Raw genomic sequence first — 16,235 nt, 5'->3', positions numbered from 1 at the left:
GGACCAATGGCAGATTCCAACATCACTTTTTGGCCTGGTCAGGAACGCAGCTGGATTCGCCTGCGGACGCTGATCCTGCTGCGCTGGGTGGCCATCTTTGGCCAGATCACCGCAATCACCGTGGCGCAACAGACCTATGATGTGCAGTTGGATGTGACGCTGTGCTATCTGGCCATTGGCATTTCGGTCATGGGCAACTTGACGGCTATTCTTGTCTTTCCACGCAACAAACGCCTGTCCGAGTTCGAAAACTTTCTGATGGTGTTGTTCGATTTGTTGCAGCTGACCATCCTGCTGTACCTTACCGGAGGCCTCAATAATCCGTTCGCCTTGCTGTTGGTGGGTCCTGTGACGATCTCTGCCAATGTCATGAGCACCCGGTCAACGCTGATCATCGGTACGGTGGCCATCATTCTGACCACGCTGCTAGCCGAATTTCACCTTCCCCTGCACACGGATGGCGGTGTGGATCTTGAGATCCCCGATATCCTTCTTTTCGGAAACTGGGCTGCCATCGTTATCGCGATCGTTTTCCTGGGGGCCTATTCCCACCGCGTAAGCTCTGAGGTGCAGTCGATGTCTCAGGCGCTGTCGGCCACGCATATGGCCCTCGCACGTGAACAGAAACTGACCGATCTTGGTGGAGTTGTCGCCGCCGCCGCGCACGAACTTGGAACACCTCTGGCAACAATCAAACTGACCAGTGCCGAACTGATTGAAGAGCTGGACGACCGCCCGGACCTGAAAGAAGACGCCGCCTTGATCCGCGAACAGGCCAATCGTTGCCGCGACATTCTGCGCGACATGGGGCGGGCTGGCAAAGACGACCTCCACCTGAGACAGGCCCCCCTGTCCACTGTCATCCATGAGGCCGCCGAGCCACATATCAACCGCGGCAAGCAGGTTCACTTTGCCGAAGGTCCGGTCGGGGATGGCGATGTTCAACAACCTTCGATCCTGCGTAAACCTGAGATCATCCACGGAATGCGCAACCTCATCCAGAATGCTGTGGATTTCGCGCGCAGCAACGTCTGGGTCGAAGCGGAATGGACAGCCGAAAGGATTACGATCAACATCATGGATGACGGCCGCGGGTATCCTTCGCAAATGATTGGCCGGATCGGGGATCCGTTCATGCGCCGACGGCGGGCAGAATCGGAAAAGCGGGCCCGGCCGGAATATGAAGGTATGGGCCTGGGCCTGTTCATCGCAAAAACCCTGCTGGAACGCAGCGGTGCGCATTTGGACTTCGCCAATGGCTCTGATCCATATCAGACCTTGTCGGACAATCCCGAACGTATAGGGGCCATCGTCCGGGTATCCTGGCCGCGAAAACTTGTGGATGCACAGACCGGCGACACCCCCGTTCCTTCAGGTGTAAATCAGCATATCCAAGTCTGAGTTAAGACCCCGTTAACCATTTCCACCCATAGCTATACCCGTGAATTCACCGCGGGAGAGCACATGGTCGACTGGATCATATTGGCCGTCATCAGTGTGGTGTCTGCCAGTCTGGCAGTTCAATGGCTTTTGCCCCGTCGTCAGCAGACAAGTGACAATTTCGGCCTGTCCGAGCCGGCCTCGTTGTTCAATGTCGTGTTTCTGTTCGACGGTGACCGCCTGATCAGCCACACAGACATCGCTCTGGATGGGTTTGAGGCTGTGCGCGACTGGTCAGATCTGCGTCGGCTGCTGCAGCGGGATTTTCCGGGCTTTCCTGAAACCCCTGAACGCGTCAGGCACGAAGGGAATCTAGTCATCCCCGCCATTGATTGCTCGGTCGAGCGGGACGTTTTGTGCGAATGGATCGACGGGGTCGTGCGCGTACAGCTGCGGGAAAGCTCTGATTACCCCAGAACCGTATTGCGCGAGAATAGCGATCCGATCCGCCTGGCGATGGAACTGGCGCCCTACCCGGTCTGGCATCTGGATTATCAAAACAAGATCCGCTGGTGCAACGCCGCCTATGTCTCGCTTGTCCGCAAAGTGCGCGGTGGCGATACCGACCTGACTGCACCTCTTTTTCCCGGGCCCGAAAATGGCGCGCGTATCAGCGCCAAGACCCGTGTATTCATTTCGTCCGAAGACAGTGCAAACAAGCTTTGGTTTGACCTGACGATGGTGGACCATCCGGAAGGCAGCCTTTGCTACGCTGTGGACATCAACGCCATCGTCGCCGCCGAGACAGCGCAGCGAAAATTCGTACAGACGATGACCAAAACCTTTGCACAGCTGTCCATCGGCTTGGCCATTTTTGACAGAAATCGCCAACTTGCACTGTTCAACCCCGCCTTGATTGACCTGACCACCCTGCCCCCGGATTTCCTGAGCTGCCGCCCCAACCTGTCCAGTTTCTTTGACCGCCTGCGCGATCAGCACATGATGCCGGAACCCAAGAACTATCGCAGCTGGCGCAATCAGATGAACGATCTGCTAGAGGCCGCAGAAGACGGAAATTACCAGGAAACATGGTCGCTGCCATCCGGCTCGGTCTATTCCGTCAGCGGCCGCCCGCACCCGGATGGTGCGGTGGCCTTTCTGTTCGAAGATATCACGGCCGAGATCACGTTGACCCGCCGCTTTCGGGCGGAAATGGATTTGATGCAATCCATCCTGGATAAGCTGGCCGACGCGGTTGCCGTTTTCGGTGATGACGGTACCTTGGCCTTCACCAATTATGCCTATCAGAAATTATGGGGTGAAGCCGATGGTGCCGGATTTGAACCCGACACGGTTCTGGACGTGACCCGCAACTGGCAGAAACATTGCACGGCCACTCCAATTTTGGGTGAAATCCGGGATTTCGTGGAAATGCGGGACAGCCGGGCTGAGTGGTCAGCCAGAATCCAAATGCGTAACGGAACCGATCTGAACTGCACCATCTGCCCATTGCAAAACGGGGCCACCATCATTCGCTTTGCCACGCACAATGCGTTGCCACAGCACGAGATACAGCAAATCAGCGCCTGAACCGGGTTGCAGCCAATCCAGCGTGGGGCCATTGTGGCGCCATGACGTTACCACCCCTCAGGATCACCCTGAATTCGCCCGAAGATACGACCAAATTTGCCAGTCGGCTGGGCGCAATTCTGCATCCGGGCGACATCCTGCTACTGCAGGGTGAGATCGGAACCGGTAAGACCCATTTCGCGCGCAGTCTGATCCAATCGCTGATGACCCGGCCCGAGGATGTGCCCTCGCCCACATTCACGCTGGTTCAGGTCTATGACACCCGTAAAGGTGAGATCTGGCACTGCGATCTATACCGGCTGAGCGCGGTGGAGGAAGTCGAAGAGCTTGGGCTGGCCGAAGCGATGGAACAAGCGATCTGCCTGATTGAGTGGCCCGAGAAACTGGGCCCGCTGACACCCGGTTCTGCCCTGACCATGACATTTGAAACAGACCCGGACATGCTGGATATGCGTCACATCACCCTCACATGGACCGACGAAAAATGGGCTCAAAAACTGGAGGTCAGCGAATGACAAACCGCGCCGTCCTTGCCGAAGCCCTGATTTCACACACGCCGTGGTCCAAGGCCCACCGAGAGCCTTTGGCGGGGGATGCCTCGAACCGCCGGTACGAGCGCCTAACCGACCCGGTCACGGGCAAATCCGCTGTTCTGATGGATTCGCCCCCGGGCCAGGCGGAACCGGTCGAAGCCTTCGTACGGATGGCCCGGCATTTACAATCTATCGGGCTAAGCGCCCCACAGATCTACGCCGAAGACACGCAATATGGGTTTCTTCTTCTGGAAGACCTTGGCGATGACCTGTTCGCGCGGGTTCTGGTCAAACATCCCGATATGGAGCGGGAATTATACGAGGCCGCAACAGATGTCCTGATCACGTTGCACGAGGCCCCGACCCTGTCGCTGCAATCTTACGGCCCGGCACTGATGACCGAACTGGCGGCCTTATCCTTCACCAAATACGCCCAAGGGGTTCTTGGCGATTATGACCAGGATGCGCAGGATCGGTTCGAACACCGATTTGCTGATATCCTGCATCAAGAAACATCCGGCACCAAAGTTGTTGTCCAAAGGGATTACCACGCGGAAAACCTGATCTGGCTGCCTGACCGCCAAGGGGTTGAGCGCGTTGGATTGCTGGATTTTCAGACCGCCATGCTGGGCCATCCTGCCTATGATCTGGTGTCTTTGCTCCAGGATGTGCGCCGCAAAGTGACGCCGGGTACGGAAATGCGGATGGTCAGCCACTATATCTCGGCTACGGGCGTCAACGATCATGATTTCCGCAGTGCCTATGCCGTGCTGGGTGCCCAGCGAAATCTGCGGATTCTTGGTGTGTTTACCCGGCTTGCGACCGAGTATGGCAAACCCCATTATGTCGATTTGATCCCGGCTGCGTGGGGCCATCTGATGCGGGATCTGGATCACCCGGCGCTGGTGAATGTTGCCGACCTGCTGCGCGCGGCTCTGCCCACACCAACACCCGAAAACCTGAACAGGCTCAGACAGAGATGACCCAGCCCCCCAATGCCGTCATGCTGTTCGCAGCCGGGTTCGGCACCCGTATGGGCACCCTGACCCTGAACCGCCCCAAGCCGCTGATCGAGGTAGCCGGGCGCCCGCTGATCGACCACGCGCTTGATTTGGTTGACGCGCTTGGGCCGGTTCGCAAAGTGGCCAACCTGCACTATCTGCCGGATCAGCTTGAGGCGCATTTGGCACCGAAAGGCGTACTTGCTTCACACGAACAGCCCGACATTCTGGATACTGGGGGCGGATTACGGGCAGCTTTGCCCTTATTAGGGTCTGATTCAGTGTTCACGTTGAATTCAGATGCCATATGGTCCGGCCCAAACCCGCTGACAATGCTGCGGGCCGCCTGGAACCCTGATTTGATGGACGCATTGCTAATGTGCATCCCGACCGCGCAGGCGATTGGTCATGCCGGCGCCGGAGACTTTACTGCTGATGAAGCGGGCCGGATTACCCGCGGCCCCGGATTGATCTACGGAGGCGCGCAGATCATGAAGACGGAAGGGCTGGTCAAAATTCCAGACAAGGTGTTTTCGCTGAACCTGCTTTGGGATCGGATGCAAAAGAAAGACCGGCTGTTTGCCCTAACCTATCCCGGCCGCTGGTGCGATGTTGGCCATCCGAAAGGGATCGCCCTTGCTGAAGGTCTGTTGGCGGATGTTTGACCCCTCACCCCTGCCCCGCGTCTTTGCCGTACCTCCGGGTGTGGATTTTCCAAAGACGCTGGTCCGGGGGTTGAGAAATCGCTGTGCCGCTCTTCCGCCCGAGGCTTTGGCCCGAGTGGAGCTGGTTGTTAACACGCGGCGTATGGCTCGCAGGGTGCGTGAGCTATTCGACCAGGGCCCTGCCTGTTTGTTGCCGCGCCTTTCACTGGTGACTGATCTGGGTGAAAGCGTGAATCTGGCGCAGATACCACCCGCAATCCCGCCCCTACGACGGCGGCTGGAATTGACGCAGCTGGTCTCGAAGCTGCTGGATCAACAACCGGATCTGGCGGCGCGCTCGTCTTTGTTTGACCTGTCAGACAGTCTGGCCGCATTGATAGATGAGATGCAGGGCGAAGGCGTTTCACCCGAAGCGATCCGGCGGCTAGATGTCGGCGACATGTCTGGGCATTGGGCCCGCGCGCAGGCGTTTATCGGGATTGCGGATCAGTTCATCGACACAGAAGACGACATCCTGGACACGCAGGCCCGGCAGCGCCGCGTGGTCGAGAACCTAATCGAACATTGGCGAGTGGATCCACCTCAGCACCCGCTCATTCTTGCCGGCTCGACGGGGTCACGGGGAACGACACTGATGCTGATGCAAGCCGTTGCCTGCCTGCCGCAAGGCGCATTGATCCTGCCGGGTTTTGACTTTGACCAGCCCGATAAGGTCTGGGCTCAGCTGGATGCGGCGTTAACCTCTGAGGATCACCCGCAATACCGGTTCCGAAAACTCATGAACCAGCTTGGGCTGAGTCCGGATCAAATCACAGCCTGGACCCAGGACAATCCACCCTCACCCGCCCGTAACAAACTGATATCGCTTGCGTTACGCCCTGCCCCGATCACGGATGCGTGGATGTCCGAAGGCCCGCAACTGACCGATCTGCATGGTGCAACCAAGGACCTGACCCTGGTCGAGGCGCAGTCCCCCCGGGCCGAGGCCCTGGCCATAGCACTCCGCTTGCGAGAGGCGGCTGAAACCGGCCAGACCGCCGCTCTGATCACCCCCGACCGCATGCTGACTCGTCAGGTCAGCGCTGCGCTGGACCGGTGGAACATCCTGCCCGATGACAGTGCTGGCCTGCCGCTGCAGCTGTCCCCGCCCGGACGGTTCCTGCGCCATGTCGCGGCCCTGTTCGCGCGTCGATTGGACGGCGAAGCGCTGTTGACCCTGCTGAAACATCCGCTCTGCCATGACGGGGGCGAGCGTGGCTCTCATCTGTTGCACACCCGCGATCTGGAACTGGACCTGCGCCGCCACGGGCCGCCATTCCCGGATGCCGCCAGCCTGACGGCATTTGCCATCCGCAAAGAGGTGCCCGAAGGCTGGGTCCATTGGTTGGTGCAGCATTTCTGCGACCAGCAAATTGCTGATGAGTTGCCACTGGCGGATTGGGTTGGTCGCCTCTGCGGGTTGGCTCAGGCCATTTCCGCCGGTCACACTGACGATCCCGGCACTTTGTGGGACAAGAACGCCGGTCAAAGGGCCTTGGCGGTTGTGACCGAGCTGCGAAATGAGGCTCAGCATGGCGGCACCATGACCGCCCATGACTTTGCCGATCTGCTGGGTGCTTTGCTGGCCGGAGAAGAGGTCCGCGACCGCGACGCGCCACACCCCCGGATCATGATCTGGGGCACGCTCGAGGCCCGGGTGCAGGGCGCCGATTTGCTAATCCTTGGCGGTTTGAACGAGGGCAGTTGGCCCGAGGCGCCCGCGCCCGATCCCTGGTTGAACAGGCAGATGCGCGATAAGGCCGGGCTGTTGCTGCCAGAGCGGCGCATTGGCCTGTCGGCACATGACTTTCAGCAGGCTATCGGCGCGCCCGAGGTCTGGCTGACCCGGTCGACCCGGTCCGACGATGCCGAAACCGTTCCTTCCCGCTGGTTGAATCGGTTAACCAACCTGTTGAGTGGCCTGGCAGGACAGGGTGGCCAAACCGCCCTTGCAGAAATGCGCGGCCGAGGGCGGCAATATCTGGGGTGGTCCGAACAACTTGAATACGCTCCAGAAATCAAGGCGGCACCGCGCCCATCTCCGCGCCCTCCGGTCGGGTCGCGCCCGCGCCGCCTGAGCGTCACCGAGATCAAGCGCCTGATCCGTGATCCTTATGCGATCTACGCCAAACATGTGCTGCGGTTGAAACCTCTGGACCCTTTGGTTCAGGCCCCGGATGCGCTGCTGCGCGGGATCGTGATCCACGAGATTTTGGAGCAGTTCGTGAAGGACAGCGTGTTGGACACGGCCTTGCTGACACGCGAAAGCTTCCTGAAACGCGCCGAAAGCCTGCTGGTCCAGCATGTCCCATGGCCCACAGCGCGCAAATTATGGCTCGCGCGGCTGGAACGGATTGCGGATGATTTCCTGCGGGCCGAGACCACCAGGCGCAGCGATGGTGGGCCTGTGGCTTTTGAGGCCGCGATGAAACTGGCGCTCAGTCCGCTGGATTTCACCATAGTCGGGCGCGCCGACCGCATTGACCTGAACAGCCGCGGGGCGCTGCGGCTTCTCGATTACAAAACCGGTGCGCCTCCGACCGAAAGTCAGCAGGCCAAGTTTGACAAACAGTTGCTGATCGAAGCCGCAATGGCCGAGCAGGGCGGGATCGAAGGGTTTGACCCGCTGCCTGTGGCCGAAGCAATTTTTATCGGCATGGGCGGCACCTATAAAGAGGTGCCCGCGCCTCTGACCAAAGAGCCGGTCGACAAGGTCCTAGCCGAGCTGAAACAGCTCATTTCCTCTTATTTAGAGCCTGATCAAGGCTTCACCTCGCGCCGCATGCTGCACAAGGATACCGATATCGGGGACTATGATCATCTGGCACGTTTCGGAGAGTGGGACCGAACCAGCAACAGCGCCCCTGAGGACCTGAAATGAGCACCCGCAACGACGCAACCGAACGGCAGGTGCAGGCCGCACGACCCGATACCTCGACCTGGCTGGCGGCAAATGCGGGATCTGGCAAAACGCGGGTTCTGACCGATCGGGTGGCGCGGCTGTTGCTGGACGGGGTGCAGCCGCAACACATCCTCTGCCTGACTTACACCAAGGCTGCAGCCAGCGAGATGCAAAACCGGTTGTTCAAACGCCTCGGTGAGTGGGCCATGCTGGGGGATGCTCCGCTATTGGCGCAGTTGACCGATCTGGGCGTTCAGGGCGCGATTGACCCGGACCGCCTGGCGCAGGCCCGCACATTGTTTGCCCGTGCGATCGAAACGCCCGGCGGGCTGAAAATTCAGACCATCCACTCTTTCTGCGCCTCGCTACTGCGCCGTTTCCCGCTTGAGGCCGGAGTAAGCCCACAATTCACCGAGATGGAGGATCGGGCCGCCGCCTTGCTGCGCGAAGAAATCGTCGAGGATTTTGCCCAAGGGCCGATGGCCAATCTGATCGGCGATGTCGCCCGTTTTGTGACTGACACAGGGTTCGACAAACTGACCGCCGCCATCACGCAAAAGCGCAATCTGTTTGCGCAGACGGCAGATTGGTCACAGATTTTGCAGCAATTCAATCTGCCCGCAGGCTTTGACGAACAGCTCTTGCTGGATCAGGTATTTTTGGGGGGCGAGGTCGACTTTATCCGCAGCGTCCTGCCCGCACTGACCGAAAGCGGCGGGAACAACGCCAAGGCAGCCACCAGGCTTGCGGCCTTCACCCGCGCCGAAATCGGTGCGCTGCGAGTGCTTGAGGATGTGTTTCTGACCGGAAAGGCGGCCAAGGACCCATTTATCGCCAAGATTAACGCTTTCCCGACCAAACCCCTGCGCGAAGGTGTTCTGGCGGGTCAGATGCCACAGCTAGAGGCGTTGATGCTGCGCATCGAAGCCGCGCGTGAACAGCGGCTTGCACTGGTTGCAGCCCGCAAAACGCTGGCACTTCACCGGTTCGCAATGGCCTTTCTGCCGGAATATGAACGGCGCAAGCAACTGCGCGGCTGGCTGGACTTTGACGACCTAATCCTGCGCGCCCGAAACGTACTGAACGACCCGGCGGTAGCGTCTTGGGTATTGTACCGACTGGACGGCGGGATTGACCATATCCTTGTGGATGAGGCCCAGGATACCAGCCCGGACCAATGGGACGTCGTCGAAAAGCTGGCGCAGGAATTCACCAGCGGGGAGGGGGCCCGGTCCGGGATTGAGCGCACTATTTTCGTGGTGGGTGACAAGAAACAATCGATCTATTCCTTCCAGGGGGCCGACCCTCAAGCCTTTGATCGGATGCAGGCCGAATTTGGGCGGAAACTGGAAGAATCAGGCTCTAAACTGTGGGATTCCACGCTGGAATACTCGTTCCGCTCCTCCAGCGCCATTCTGTCGCTGGTCGATATTCTGTTCGAAAACCGTTCCGAGGCCGGGTTTCACAAAGAAAGCCAGCACCGCGCCTTCAAGTCCGATCTGCCTGGACGCGTCGACCTGTGGCCGGTGGTCGAAAAAGTCAAAGACGAGGAAGATACCGAATGGACTGATCCGGTGGACCGCCCTGGTGCGCGCCACCATACCGTTGTTCTGGCCGAGCAGGTTGCACAGTCGATCAGGGATATGATCGAACAGGGGGAAACCATCCCCGAAGATGGCGAGGTACCGGGCAGTTTCGTCCGGCGAAAGGTACAGCCGGGGGATTTTCTGATCCTCGTCCAGCGCCGCTCGGACCTGTTTGCTGAGATCATCCGCGCCTGCAAGGCTGCCGAGCTGCCGATTGCAGGGGCTGACCGGTTGAAGGTCGGAGCCGAGCTTGCGGTCAAGGACCTGGCGGCTCTGCTGAGCTTTTTGGCCACGCCCGAAGACAGCTTGTCGCTGGCCACGGTACTGAAATCGCCTCTATTTGGCTGGTCCGAACAGCGGCTTTTTGATCTGGCACATCGGCGACAAGAGCAATTCCTTTGGGCAGCGCTGCGAAATCGGGCCGAGGAGTTTCCCGAGACGCTGGCCATTCTGAATGACCTACGCAGCCAAATCGACTTTCTGCGCCCCTATGACCTGATCGAGCGGATTCTGACCCGTCATCACGGGAGACGCCTGTTGTTGGGTCGGCTGGGCCCCGAGGCCGAAGACGGCATCAACGCGCTGTTGTCACAGGCGCTGGCCTATGAACGCACCGACATTCCAAGCCTGACAGGTTTTTTAGTCTGGATGCAGACGGACGATCTGGAGATCAAACGGCAGATGAGCGGTGTCGGCAACATGATCCGCGTGATGACCGTGCACGGATCGAAAGGGTTGGAAGCCCCCATCGTGATCCTGCCGGATACCGGCAGACGACAAGCCCCGCGCGATGCCGAGATCATGGTGGCGGATGCTAAGCCACTATGGAAAGTACCGGCAGACGCGTCCGCGGCGCTGATCGCGCAGGCGCGAGCCGAAGCGCGCGAACGGGAAGAGAATGAGCGGTTGCGCCTGTTATACGTGGCGCTGACCCGGGCAGAGAAGTGGCTAATCGTCGGTGCGGCAGGGGATGTCGGCAAGGACGGAACCAGTTGGTATCAACTGGTGCAGGCGGCTATGGCGCGGGCAGGGGCAACAGCTCTGCCCAACAGTGAGATCCTGCGCTTGTCGCACGGAGATTGGCATGGTCCGGAATTTATCGAACACACAGGTGCCGTTCATGCCCACAGCGAATTGCCACCGACCTTCCTGAATTCCGCCCCCGCCATTGATGCGGCGCCGGAAACCCTCAGCCCGTCTGATCTGGGCGGGGCCAAGGCCTTGCCCGGGGACATGGGCCAGGATGAAGAGGCCGCCAAGCTGCGCGGCACCCGCCTGCACCTGCTGCTGGAGCATTTGCCGCGGGTCCTTCCTGAGAACTGGCCGCAGCTTTGCGCACGGGTTCTTCCCGATATGCGTGAGGCCGAGCGGCAAGGATTGCTGGCCGAGGTGCAAAATGTGTTGACGGCGGATCACCTGAAGGCCGTTTTCGCCCCCGATACCTTGGCCGAAGTCCCGGTAACGGCCGATCTGGGCAGTCGGCGTATCCATGGTGTCATTGATCGGCTGATCGTCACTGAAACGGACGTCCAAGTAATTGATTTTAAATCGAATATGACAGTTCCAGACAATGCAGCATCCTGCCCCGAAGGACTGCTGCGGCAGATGGGTGCCTATGCTGATTCATTGTCGCAGATCTATCCGGACCGCGAAGTCAGAACTGCAATTCTGTGGACCCGAACAGCCCAGCTGATGTGGCTGCCACACGATCTGGTGAAAGCTGCGCTAACCCGTGCGCTGACGCCTTGACCTTGGCATACCCGACACCTAGTTTCAGTGACCAAGCATTCCCCATTCAGGAGACAGAATATGTCGACCGTAGCTGTTACCGACGATACTTTTGACGCCGAAGTCAAGAATTCCGACATCCCCGTAGTTGTCGATTTCTGGGCCGAATGGTGTGGCCCCTGTAAACAGATCGGACCCGCTCTGGAAGAGTTGGCGGCTGAATATGGCGACAAGGTCAAGATCGCCAAAGTCGATGTAGACAGCAACCCGAACTCTGCCGCCGCCATGGGCGTACGTGGCATCCCGGCGCTGTTCATCTTCAAGGATGGTCAGGTCGTTTCGAACCGCGCAGGCGCCGCACCGAAAGCCGCGCTGCAAAGCTGGATCGAAGAAGCGCTCTGATCCGGTTCGGGAAACAACGTTTGAAGGCGCCTTATTCGGGGCGCCTTTTTTCGTATCTGGGGCAAAGCGCTTCCGGCTGAATTGTCTGACTGGAAAAAGCTGCGCAGAAAAAGAAAAGGCCGCCCAGACCCGGGCGGCTTATCTTGAATTCACGAATTCTCGTGGATCAGAGGGTGGTGATATCCGCGCGGCACAGGCCGATATCGTCCAGCTGTTCATCACTGAGAGCCGACAGGGCATTGCGGGTTTTGCGGGATTCATTCCAATCGGCGGCTTTTTCAAAAGCGCCAAAAAACGCGTCCACTACATGCAGGATGGTAGCTGCTCCGAGCGGCGCATGGATATTTGCGGTAGTTGCCATTTGCGCATTCCTTATAAACAGAAACAGCCGACCCGTTGTCGGTTGTGAGCCTCATGTAGGATTTTCAGCTGAGTCCCACAATTGCTGGTTTTACAGCCCCGATTTGCGTTTTTTGCATATCTTATAAGCAAGTTGTGAACTGTTGCGCTGCGGATGAGACCGGCCCATATAGAACAGCAGGCGAAAACGGAGGCCCCCATGGCAGACAGCGACTTTCCCGGTTGGCACGGCACAACCATTATTGGCGTCAAAAAAGGCGGGCAGGTGGTCATTGCCGGGGACGGGCAAGTCAGCTTGGGCCAGACCGTGATCAAAGGGACCGCGCGCAAGGTACGCCGCCTGTCACCCGGCGGATTCGAGGTTGTCGCAGGCTTCGCCGGATCAACCGCCGATGCCTTTACCCTGCTGGAACGTCTGGAAACCAAGCTTGAGGCCACGCCCGGCCAACTGGCCCGCGCCTCGGTCGAGCTGGCCAAGGACTGGCGCACCGACAAATACCTGCAAAAGCTTGAGGCGATGCTGATCGTCACTGATGGCAAGGATCTGCTGGTGATCACCGGGGCAGGGGATGTGCTGGAGCCGGAACACAACGTGGCTGCCATCGGATCGGGTGGCAATTTTGCCCTGGCGGCGGCGCGCGCGATGATGGATGGCGACAAACCGGCGGAACAAGTCGCCCGCGAAGCCATGGCCATCGCCGCCGATATCTGCGTCTATACCAATGGCAATCTCACGGTTGAGAAGATCGGCGGCTAATCCGGCTGCTTACCTTTTCGACGGCAGTTTTGGCCCCAGAATCGTTCCCGACCGAGCGCCAATATTCGGACCCGGCAGGTTTATCTGCCGAGAAGACCCTGGCCGACCCATGAATTGCCCAGACCGCGCGCCGAGATTTGGACCAACAGACTCAAGTGGGTAAAAACTGCGACCCATGAATTGCCCAGATCGCGCTCCAAGATTTGGGCCAACAGACTCAAGTGGATCAAACTTGCGCCCCATAAATTGGCCGGATTGGGAACCAGGCGGTTTCCTCGGCCCCAAAACTGTACTCGAACTTTCGTGTGCTGCCCGCTTGTTGACAACGTGACCGCCTAGATCAGAGGAATCTGCCAGAAACGGCGGCGGCGGCGCCACCTGCTGCGCAGGCAATGGGCCCGTGGCCAACAGCCCAATCAATAGTGCCGCGCCCGTAATCCTGAGGGATTGGATTACCTTCATCTTCCCTGCTCTCAATCGTGGACAATATCCGTCTAAGCCAATAGAGCCGAGATTTCCTTGGATTTCCAGCGCCGATGCATGCCGATCAGCCCCAGTATCGCCGCGACGATCACGATGTAATAGGGCAGGCGGATGTCGATACTCATCAACCCGCCGCCGATCAAGGACATGACGCCCCCGGCCAGACAGAAGACAGCCGTGGTCACCCCCATGACCCAGCCTTGATCGGTGTCGCTGACACTGGAGGAAAACAGGCCCAGCAGTGTCGGGTATGAGACGCCAAAGAAGAAATAGAAGAAAAAGACCGGGACATAGCTCAGCACACCGCTGGGGCTGAAGGCGAAACCTAGGCCGCTGATCACCATCACAACCAGTGAGACATAGATGATCTGGTGTTTGCTGAACCGTTCCTGCGCAGGTTTGACCAGGAAGGTGCTGGAAAAGGCCAGCGCAACCCCAATGACGACCATGGCCATGCTGCCGCCGATGACCCCGTATCCAAATGCGCTGGTCAGGAAGTTGTCGACAAACACATAGAAGGTCACATTGGCGATCATGAACAGGCCATAGACCGGCATGATTTTCAGAACCATCGGATGTTCGCGCACCGCTATCAGGCTGTCGGTGATATCGCGGGGGCGAAAGACAAAGGGCTCACGCTCGGTCCGGGTATCCTTGAAATACGCGGCGACAAGGAAAATGGCGATCATCACCAGAACAAAGGCGCCGTAGAATGGCGTTTTCAGCGTCGCCGCGCTGCCCAGCAGGGCCGAGTCCGACAGGACCGCGCCAATAATGGGACCGCCAACCAGGCCAAAGCTGACACCTGTCACGATATAGCCCATGTTGCGGTCGCGGTCAGTGACATCGGTGCTGCCGTCAATCATTGCCGCCTGCGCGATCGGCTGGTTGCCAGCCGTAAACCCCGTGATCGACCGGCCGACAATCAACAGCAACAGGCTGTTGAGATACAGCGCAGCGATGGTCAGCGCATAACCTATCAATGCCCCTCCCAGACACACTAGCAGCGCGTTCTTGCGACCAATGGAATCTGAAACCTTAGAGACATAGACCACGCCCAGAAACCAGGACAGAAAGAAACAGCCAATCACCAAGCCGTAGTAGAAATGCCGGGTGCCCATGGCCGTGTTTTCAGGCAGGAACCCCGATTTCGTCTCCATGATCAATGAGTTGATGATCGGAAAGACCAACCCTTGCCCGATCAGGTCGACAAACACGACAAACAGCAGGGTGATCTTGGCAATCTTGGTCATTTCCGCGCTCCAGGCCCTCAACGCTTTGAAATCACTGTACCAGAAGCCGGGCGCTTTACCTATGGAAAGCATTTGCAAACCGGGTGGGGCGTTGCTAACCAACGCTGCCGCTGTTGTTTTCGCCGTTGCGGTGATTACCTAGACCGCAGCCAACTTATGCCGACCGAAAGGACTGCCCCCGTGACCGACCTGACCCCGCGCGAGATTGTCTCGGAACTGGATCGCTTTATCATCGGGCAGAAGGATGCCAAGCGCGCGGTCGCCGTGGCGCTGCGTAATCGCTGGCGGCGCAAGCAACTGGCTGATGACATCCGGGATGAGGTTTATCCCAAGAATATCCTGATGATCGGCCCCACCGGCGTTGGCAAGACTGAGATCAGCCGGCGTCTGGCCAAGTTGGCCCGCGCACCTTTCATCAAGGTCGAGGCCACCAAATTCACCGAGGTTGGATATGTTGGCCGCGATGTGGAACAGATCGTGCGTGATCTGGCCGATGCCGCGATCCTGCAGACCCGTGAATTCATGCGTGAGGACGTCAAAGCCAAGGCCCATCAGGCCGCCGAAGACCGGGTGATTACTGCCATTGCCGGGGAAGACGCACGTGAGGGCACCCGCGAGATGTTCCGCAAAAAGCTCAAATCCGGAGAACTGGACGACACAGTGATCGAGCTGGAACTGACGGATACCTCAAGCCAGATGCCGATGTTCGATATCCCTGGCCAACCCGGCAGTCAGATGGGGATGATGAATCTGGGCGATATTTTCGGCAAGGCCTTTGGCGGGCGCACCGTCAAGAAACGCCTGACCGTCGCCGAAAGCTATGACATGCTGATCGGGGAAGAGGCCGACAAACTGTTGGATGACGAAACCGTAAACCGCGCGGCGCTGGAATCGGTTGAACAGAACGGCATCGTGTTTCTGGACGAGATCGACAAGGTTTGCGCCCGTTCGGACGCACGCGGCGGTGATGTCAGCCGAGAGGGGGTGCAGCGTGACCTGTTGCCTCTGATCGAAGGCACAACCGTCTCCACCAAGCATGGGCCGGTCAAAACCGACCACATCCTGTTCATTGCCTCGGGCGCGTTTCATATTGCCAAACCGTCCGACCTGTTGCCGGAACTGCAGGGTCGCCTGCCGATCCGTGTCGAGCTGCGCGCACTGACCGAAGAGGATTTCGTCCGCATCCTGACCGAGACAGACAACGCGCTGACCCGCCAGTACACTGCCTTGATGGGCACCGAGGATGTCACGGTCAGCTTTACTGAGGACGGCATCGCAGCCCTGGCGAAAATCGCAGCGGATGTGAACCAAAGCGTCGAGAATATCGGCGCACGTCGGCTTTACACCGTGATGGAGCGCGTATTCGAGGAATTGTCTTTCACAGCCCCCGATCAGGCCGGTTTGGAAATCACCGTGAATGCACAGTTCGTTGACGACAATCTGGGTGAGCTGACAAAGTCTACGGACCTCAGCCGTTACGTTCTGTAATATCTCCAGCCGGTTTTTGCCGGTCCGTGTCATTGACCCCGCTGGACCTGGGATCAGAATAGAGTAGC

Annotated in this window: 12 protein-coding genes; 10 read left to right on the top strand and 2 right to left on the bottom strand. The window is 58.8% G+C overall.

Going from position 1 to position 16,235, the window contains the following annotated elements; all coding sequences use genetic code 11:
* Positions 1-6 precede the first annotated feature (6 nt).
* The 8 genes from regB (at position 7) to trxA (ending at position 11,826) form a co-directional block, all read left to right on the top strand.
* The gene (gene regB, locus AC2FH9_RS17245; protein ID WP_142637465.1) at positions 7-1,401 is read left to right on the top strand and encodes a sensor histidine kinase RegB; all 1,395 of its coding nucleotides are present in this window, start codon (positions 7-9) and stop codon (positions 1,399-1,401) included.
* A 63-nt stretch (positions 1,402-1,464) separates the two neighbouring features.
* Positions 1,465-2,970 carry a PAS-domain containing protein gene (locus tag AC2FH9_RS17240; protein ID WP_142637463.1) on the top strand — a complete coding sequence of 502 codons (1,506 nt, stop codon included), beginning with the start codon at positions 1,465-1,467 and terminating at the stop codon, positions 2,968-2,970.
* Positions 2,971-3,011: 41 nt separating this feature from the next.
* Positions 3,012-3,485 (top strand): tRNA (adenosine(37)-N6)-threonylcarbamoyltransferase complex ATPase subunit type 1 TsaE, encoded by a 474-nt coding sequence (tsaE, locus tag AC2FH9_RS17235; RefSeq protein ID WP_496713957.1) that lies wholly within the window; start codon positions 3,012-3,014, stop codon positions 3,483-3,485.
* Positions 3,482-4,486 carry an aminoglycoside phosphotransferase family protein gene (locus tag AC2FH9_RS17230; RefSeq protein ID WP_496872348.1) on the top strand — a complete coding sequence of 335 codons (1,005 nt, stop codon included), beginning with the start codon at positions 3,482-3,484 and terminating at the stop codon, positions 4,484-4,486. Before tsaE ends, AC2FH9_RS17230 begins: the two co-directional genes overlap by 4 nt.
* Positions 4,483-5,169 carry a nucleotidyltransferase family protein gene (locus AC2FH9_RS17225; protein WP_496698666.1) on the top strand — a complete coding sequence of 229 codons (687 nt, stop codon included), beginning with the start codon at positions 4,483-4,485 and terminating at the stop codon, positions 5,167-5,169. The genes AC2FH9_RS17230 and AC2FH9_RS17225 overlap by 4 nt, the downstream gene beginning before the upstream one ends.
* Complete coding sequence (addB, locus tag AC2FH9_RS17220) at positions 5,162-8,089, top strand: double-strand break repair protein AddB (protein WP_496872345.1); 2,928 nt, start codon at positions 5,162-5,164, stop codon at positions 8,087-8,089. Before AC2FH9_RS17225 ends, addB begins: the two co-directional genes overlap by 8 nt.
* Positions 8,086-11,445 (top strand): double-strand break repair helicase AddA, encoded by a 3,360-nt coding sequence (addA, locus tag AC2FH9_RS17215; protein ID WP_496872344.1) that lies wholly within the window; start codon positions 8,086-8,088, stop codon positions 11,443-11,445. Before addB ends, addA begins: the two co-directional genes overlap by 4 nt.
* A gap of 60 nt (positions 11,446-11,505) precedes the next feature.
* Positions 11,506-11,826 (top strand): thioredoxin, encoded by a 321-nt coding sequence (trxA, locus tag AC2FH9_RS17210; protein ID WP_271950641.1) that lies wholly within the window; start codon positions 11,506-11,508, stop codon positions 11,824-11,826.
* Positions 11,827-11,992: 166 nt separating this feature from the next.
* Here trxA and AC2FH9_RS17205 read toward each other — a convergent pair whose 3' ends face one another.
* A complete protein-coding gene (locus AC2FH9_RS17205) occupies positions 11,993-12,187 on the bottom strand; it encodes a DUF1127 domain-containing protein (protein WP_142637449.1) in 195 nt (64 codons plus the stop codon).
* 198 nt (positions 12,188-12,385) lie between these two features.
* On the opposite strand from AC2FH9_RS17205, the gene hslV reads away from it, so the two are divergent.
* The gene (hslV, locus tag AC2FH9_RS17200; RefSeq protein WP_496698671.1) at positions 12,386-12,943 is read left to right on the top strand and encodes an ATP-dependent protease subunit HslV; all 558 of its coding nucleotides are present in this window, start codon (positions 12,386-12,388) and stop codon (positions 12,941-12,943) included.
* Between the two features lie 494 nt (positions 12,944-13,437).
* Here hslV and AC2FH9_RS17195 read toward each other — a convergent pair whose 3' ends face one another.
* Positions 13,438-14,679, bottom strand: a complete 1,242-nt coding sequence (locus tag AC2FH9_RS17195) for an MFS transporter (RefSeq protein ID WP_496750943.1) — start codon at positions 14,677-14,679, stop codon at positions 13,438-13,440.
* Positions 14,680-14,859: 180 nt separating this feature from the next.
* Between AC2FH9_RS17195 and hslU the strand changes: the two genes are divergently transcribed.
* The gene (gene hslU / locus AC2FH9_RS17190) at positions 14,860-16,167 is read left to right on the top strand and encodes an ATP-dependent protease ATPase subunit HslU (protein WP_142637444.1); all 1,308 of its coding nucleotides are present in this window, start codon (positions 14,860-14,862) and stop codon (positions 16,165-16,167) included.
* Positions 16,168-16,235 lie beyond the last annotated feature (68 nt).

This window comes from Ruegeria sp. CDSC081, from assembly GCF_059610485.1.
This window is presented reverse-complemented; position numbering and strand designations above follow the sequence as displayed.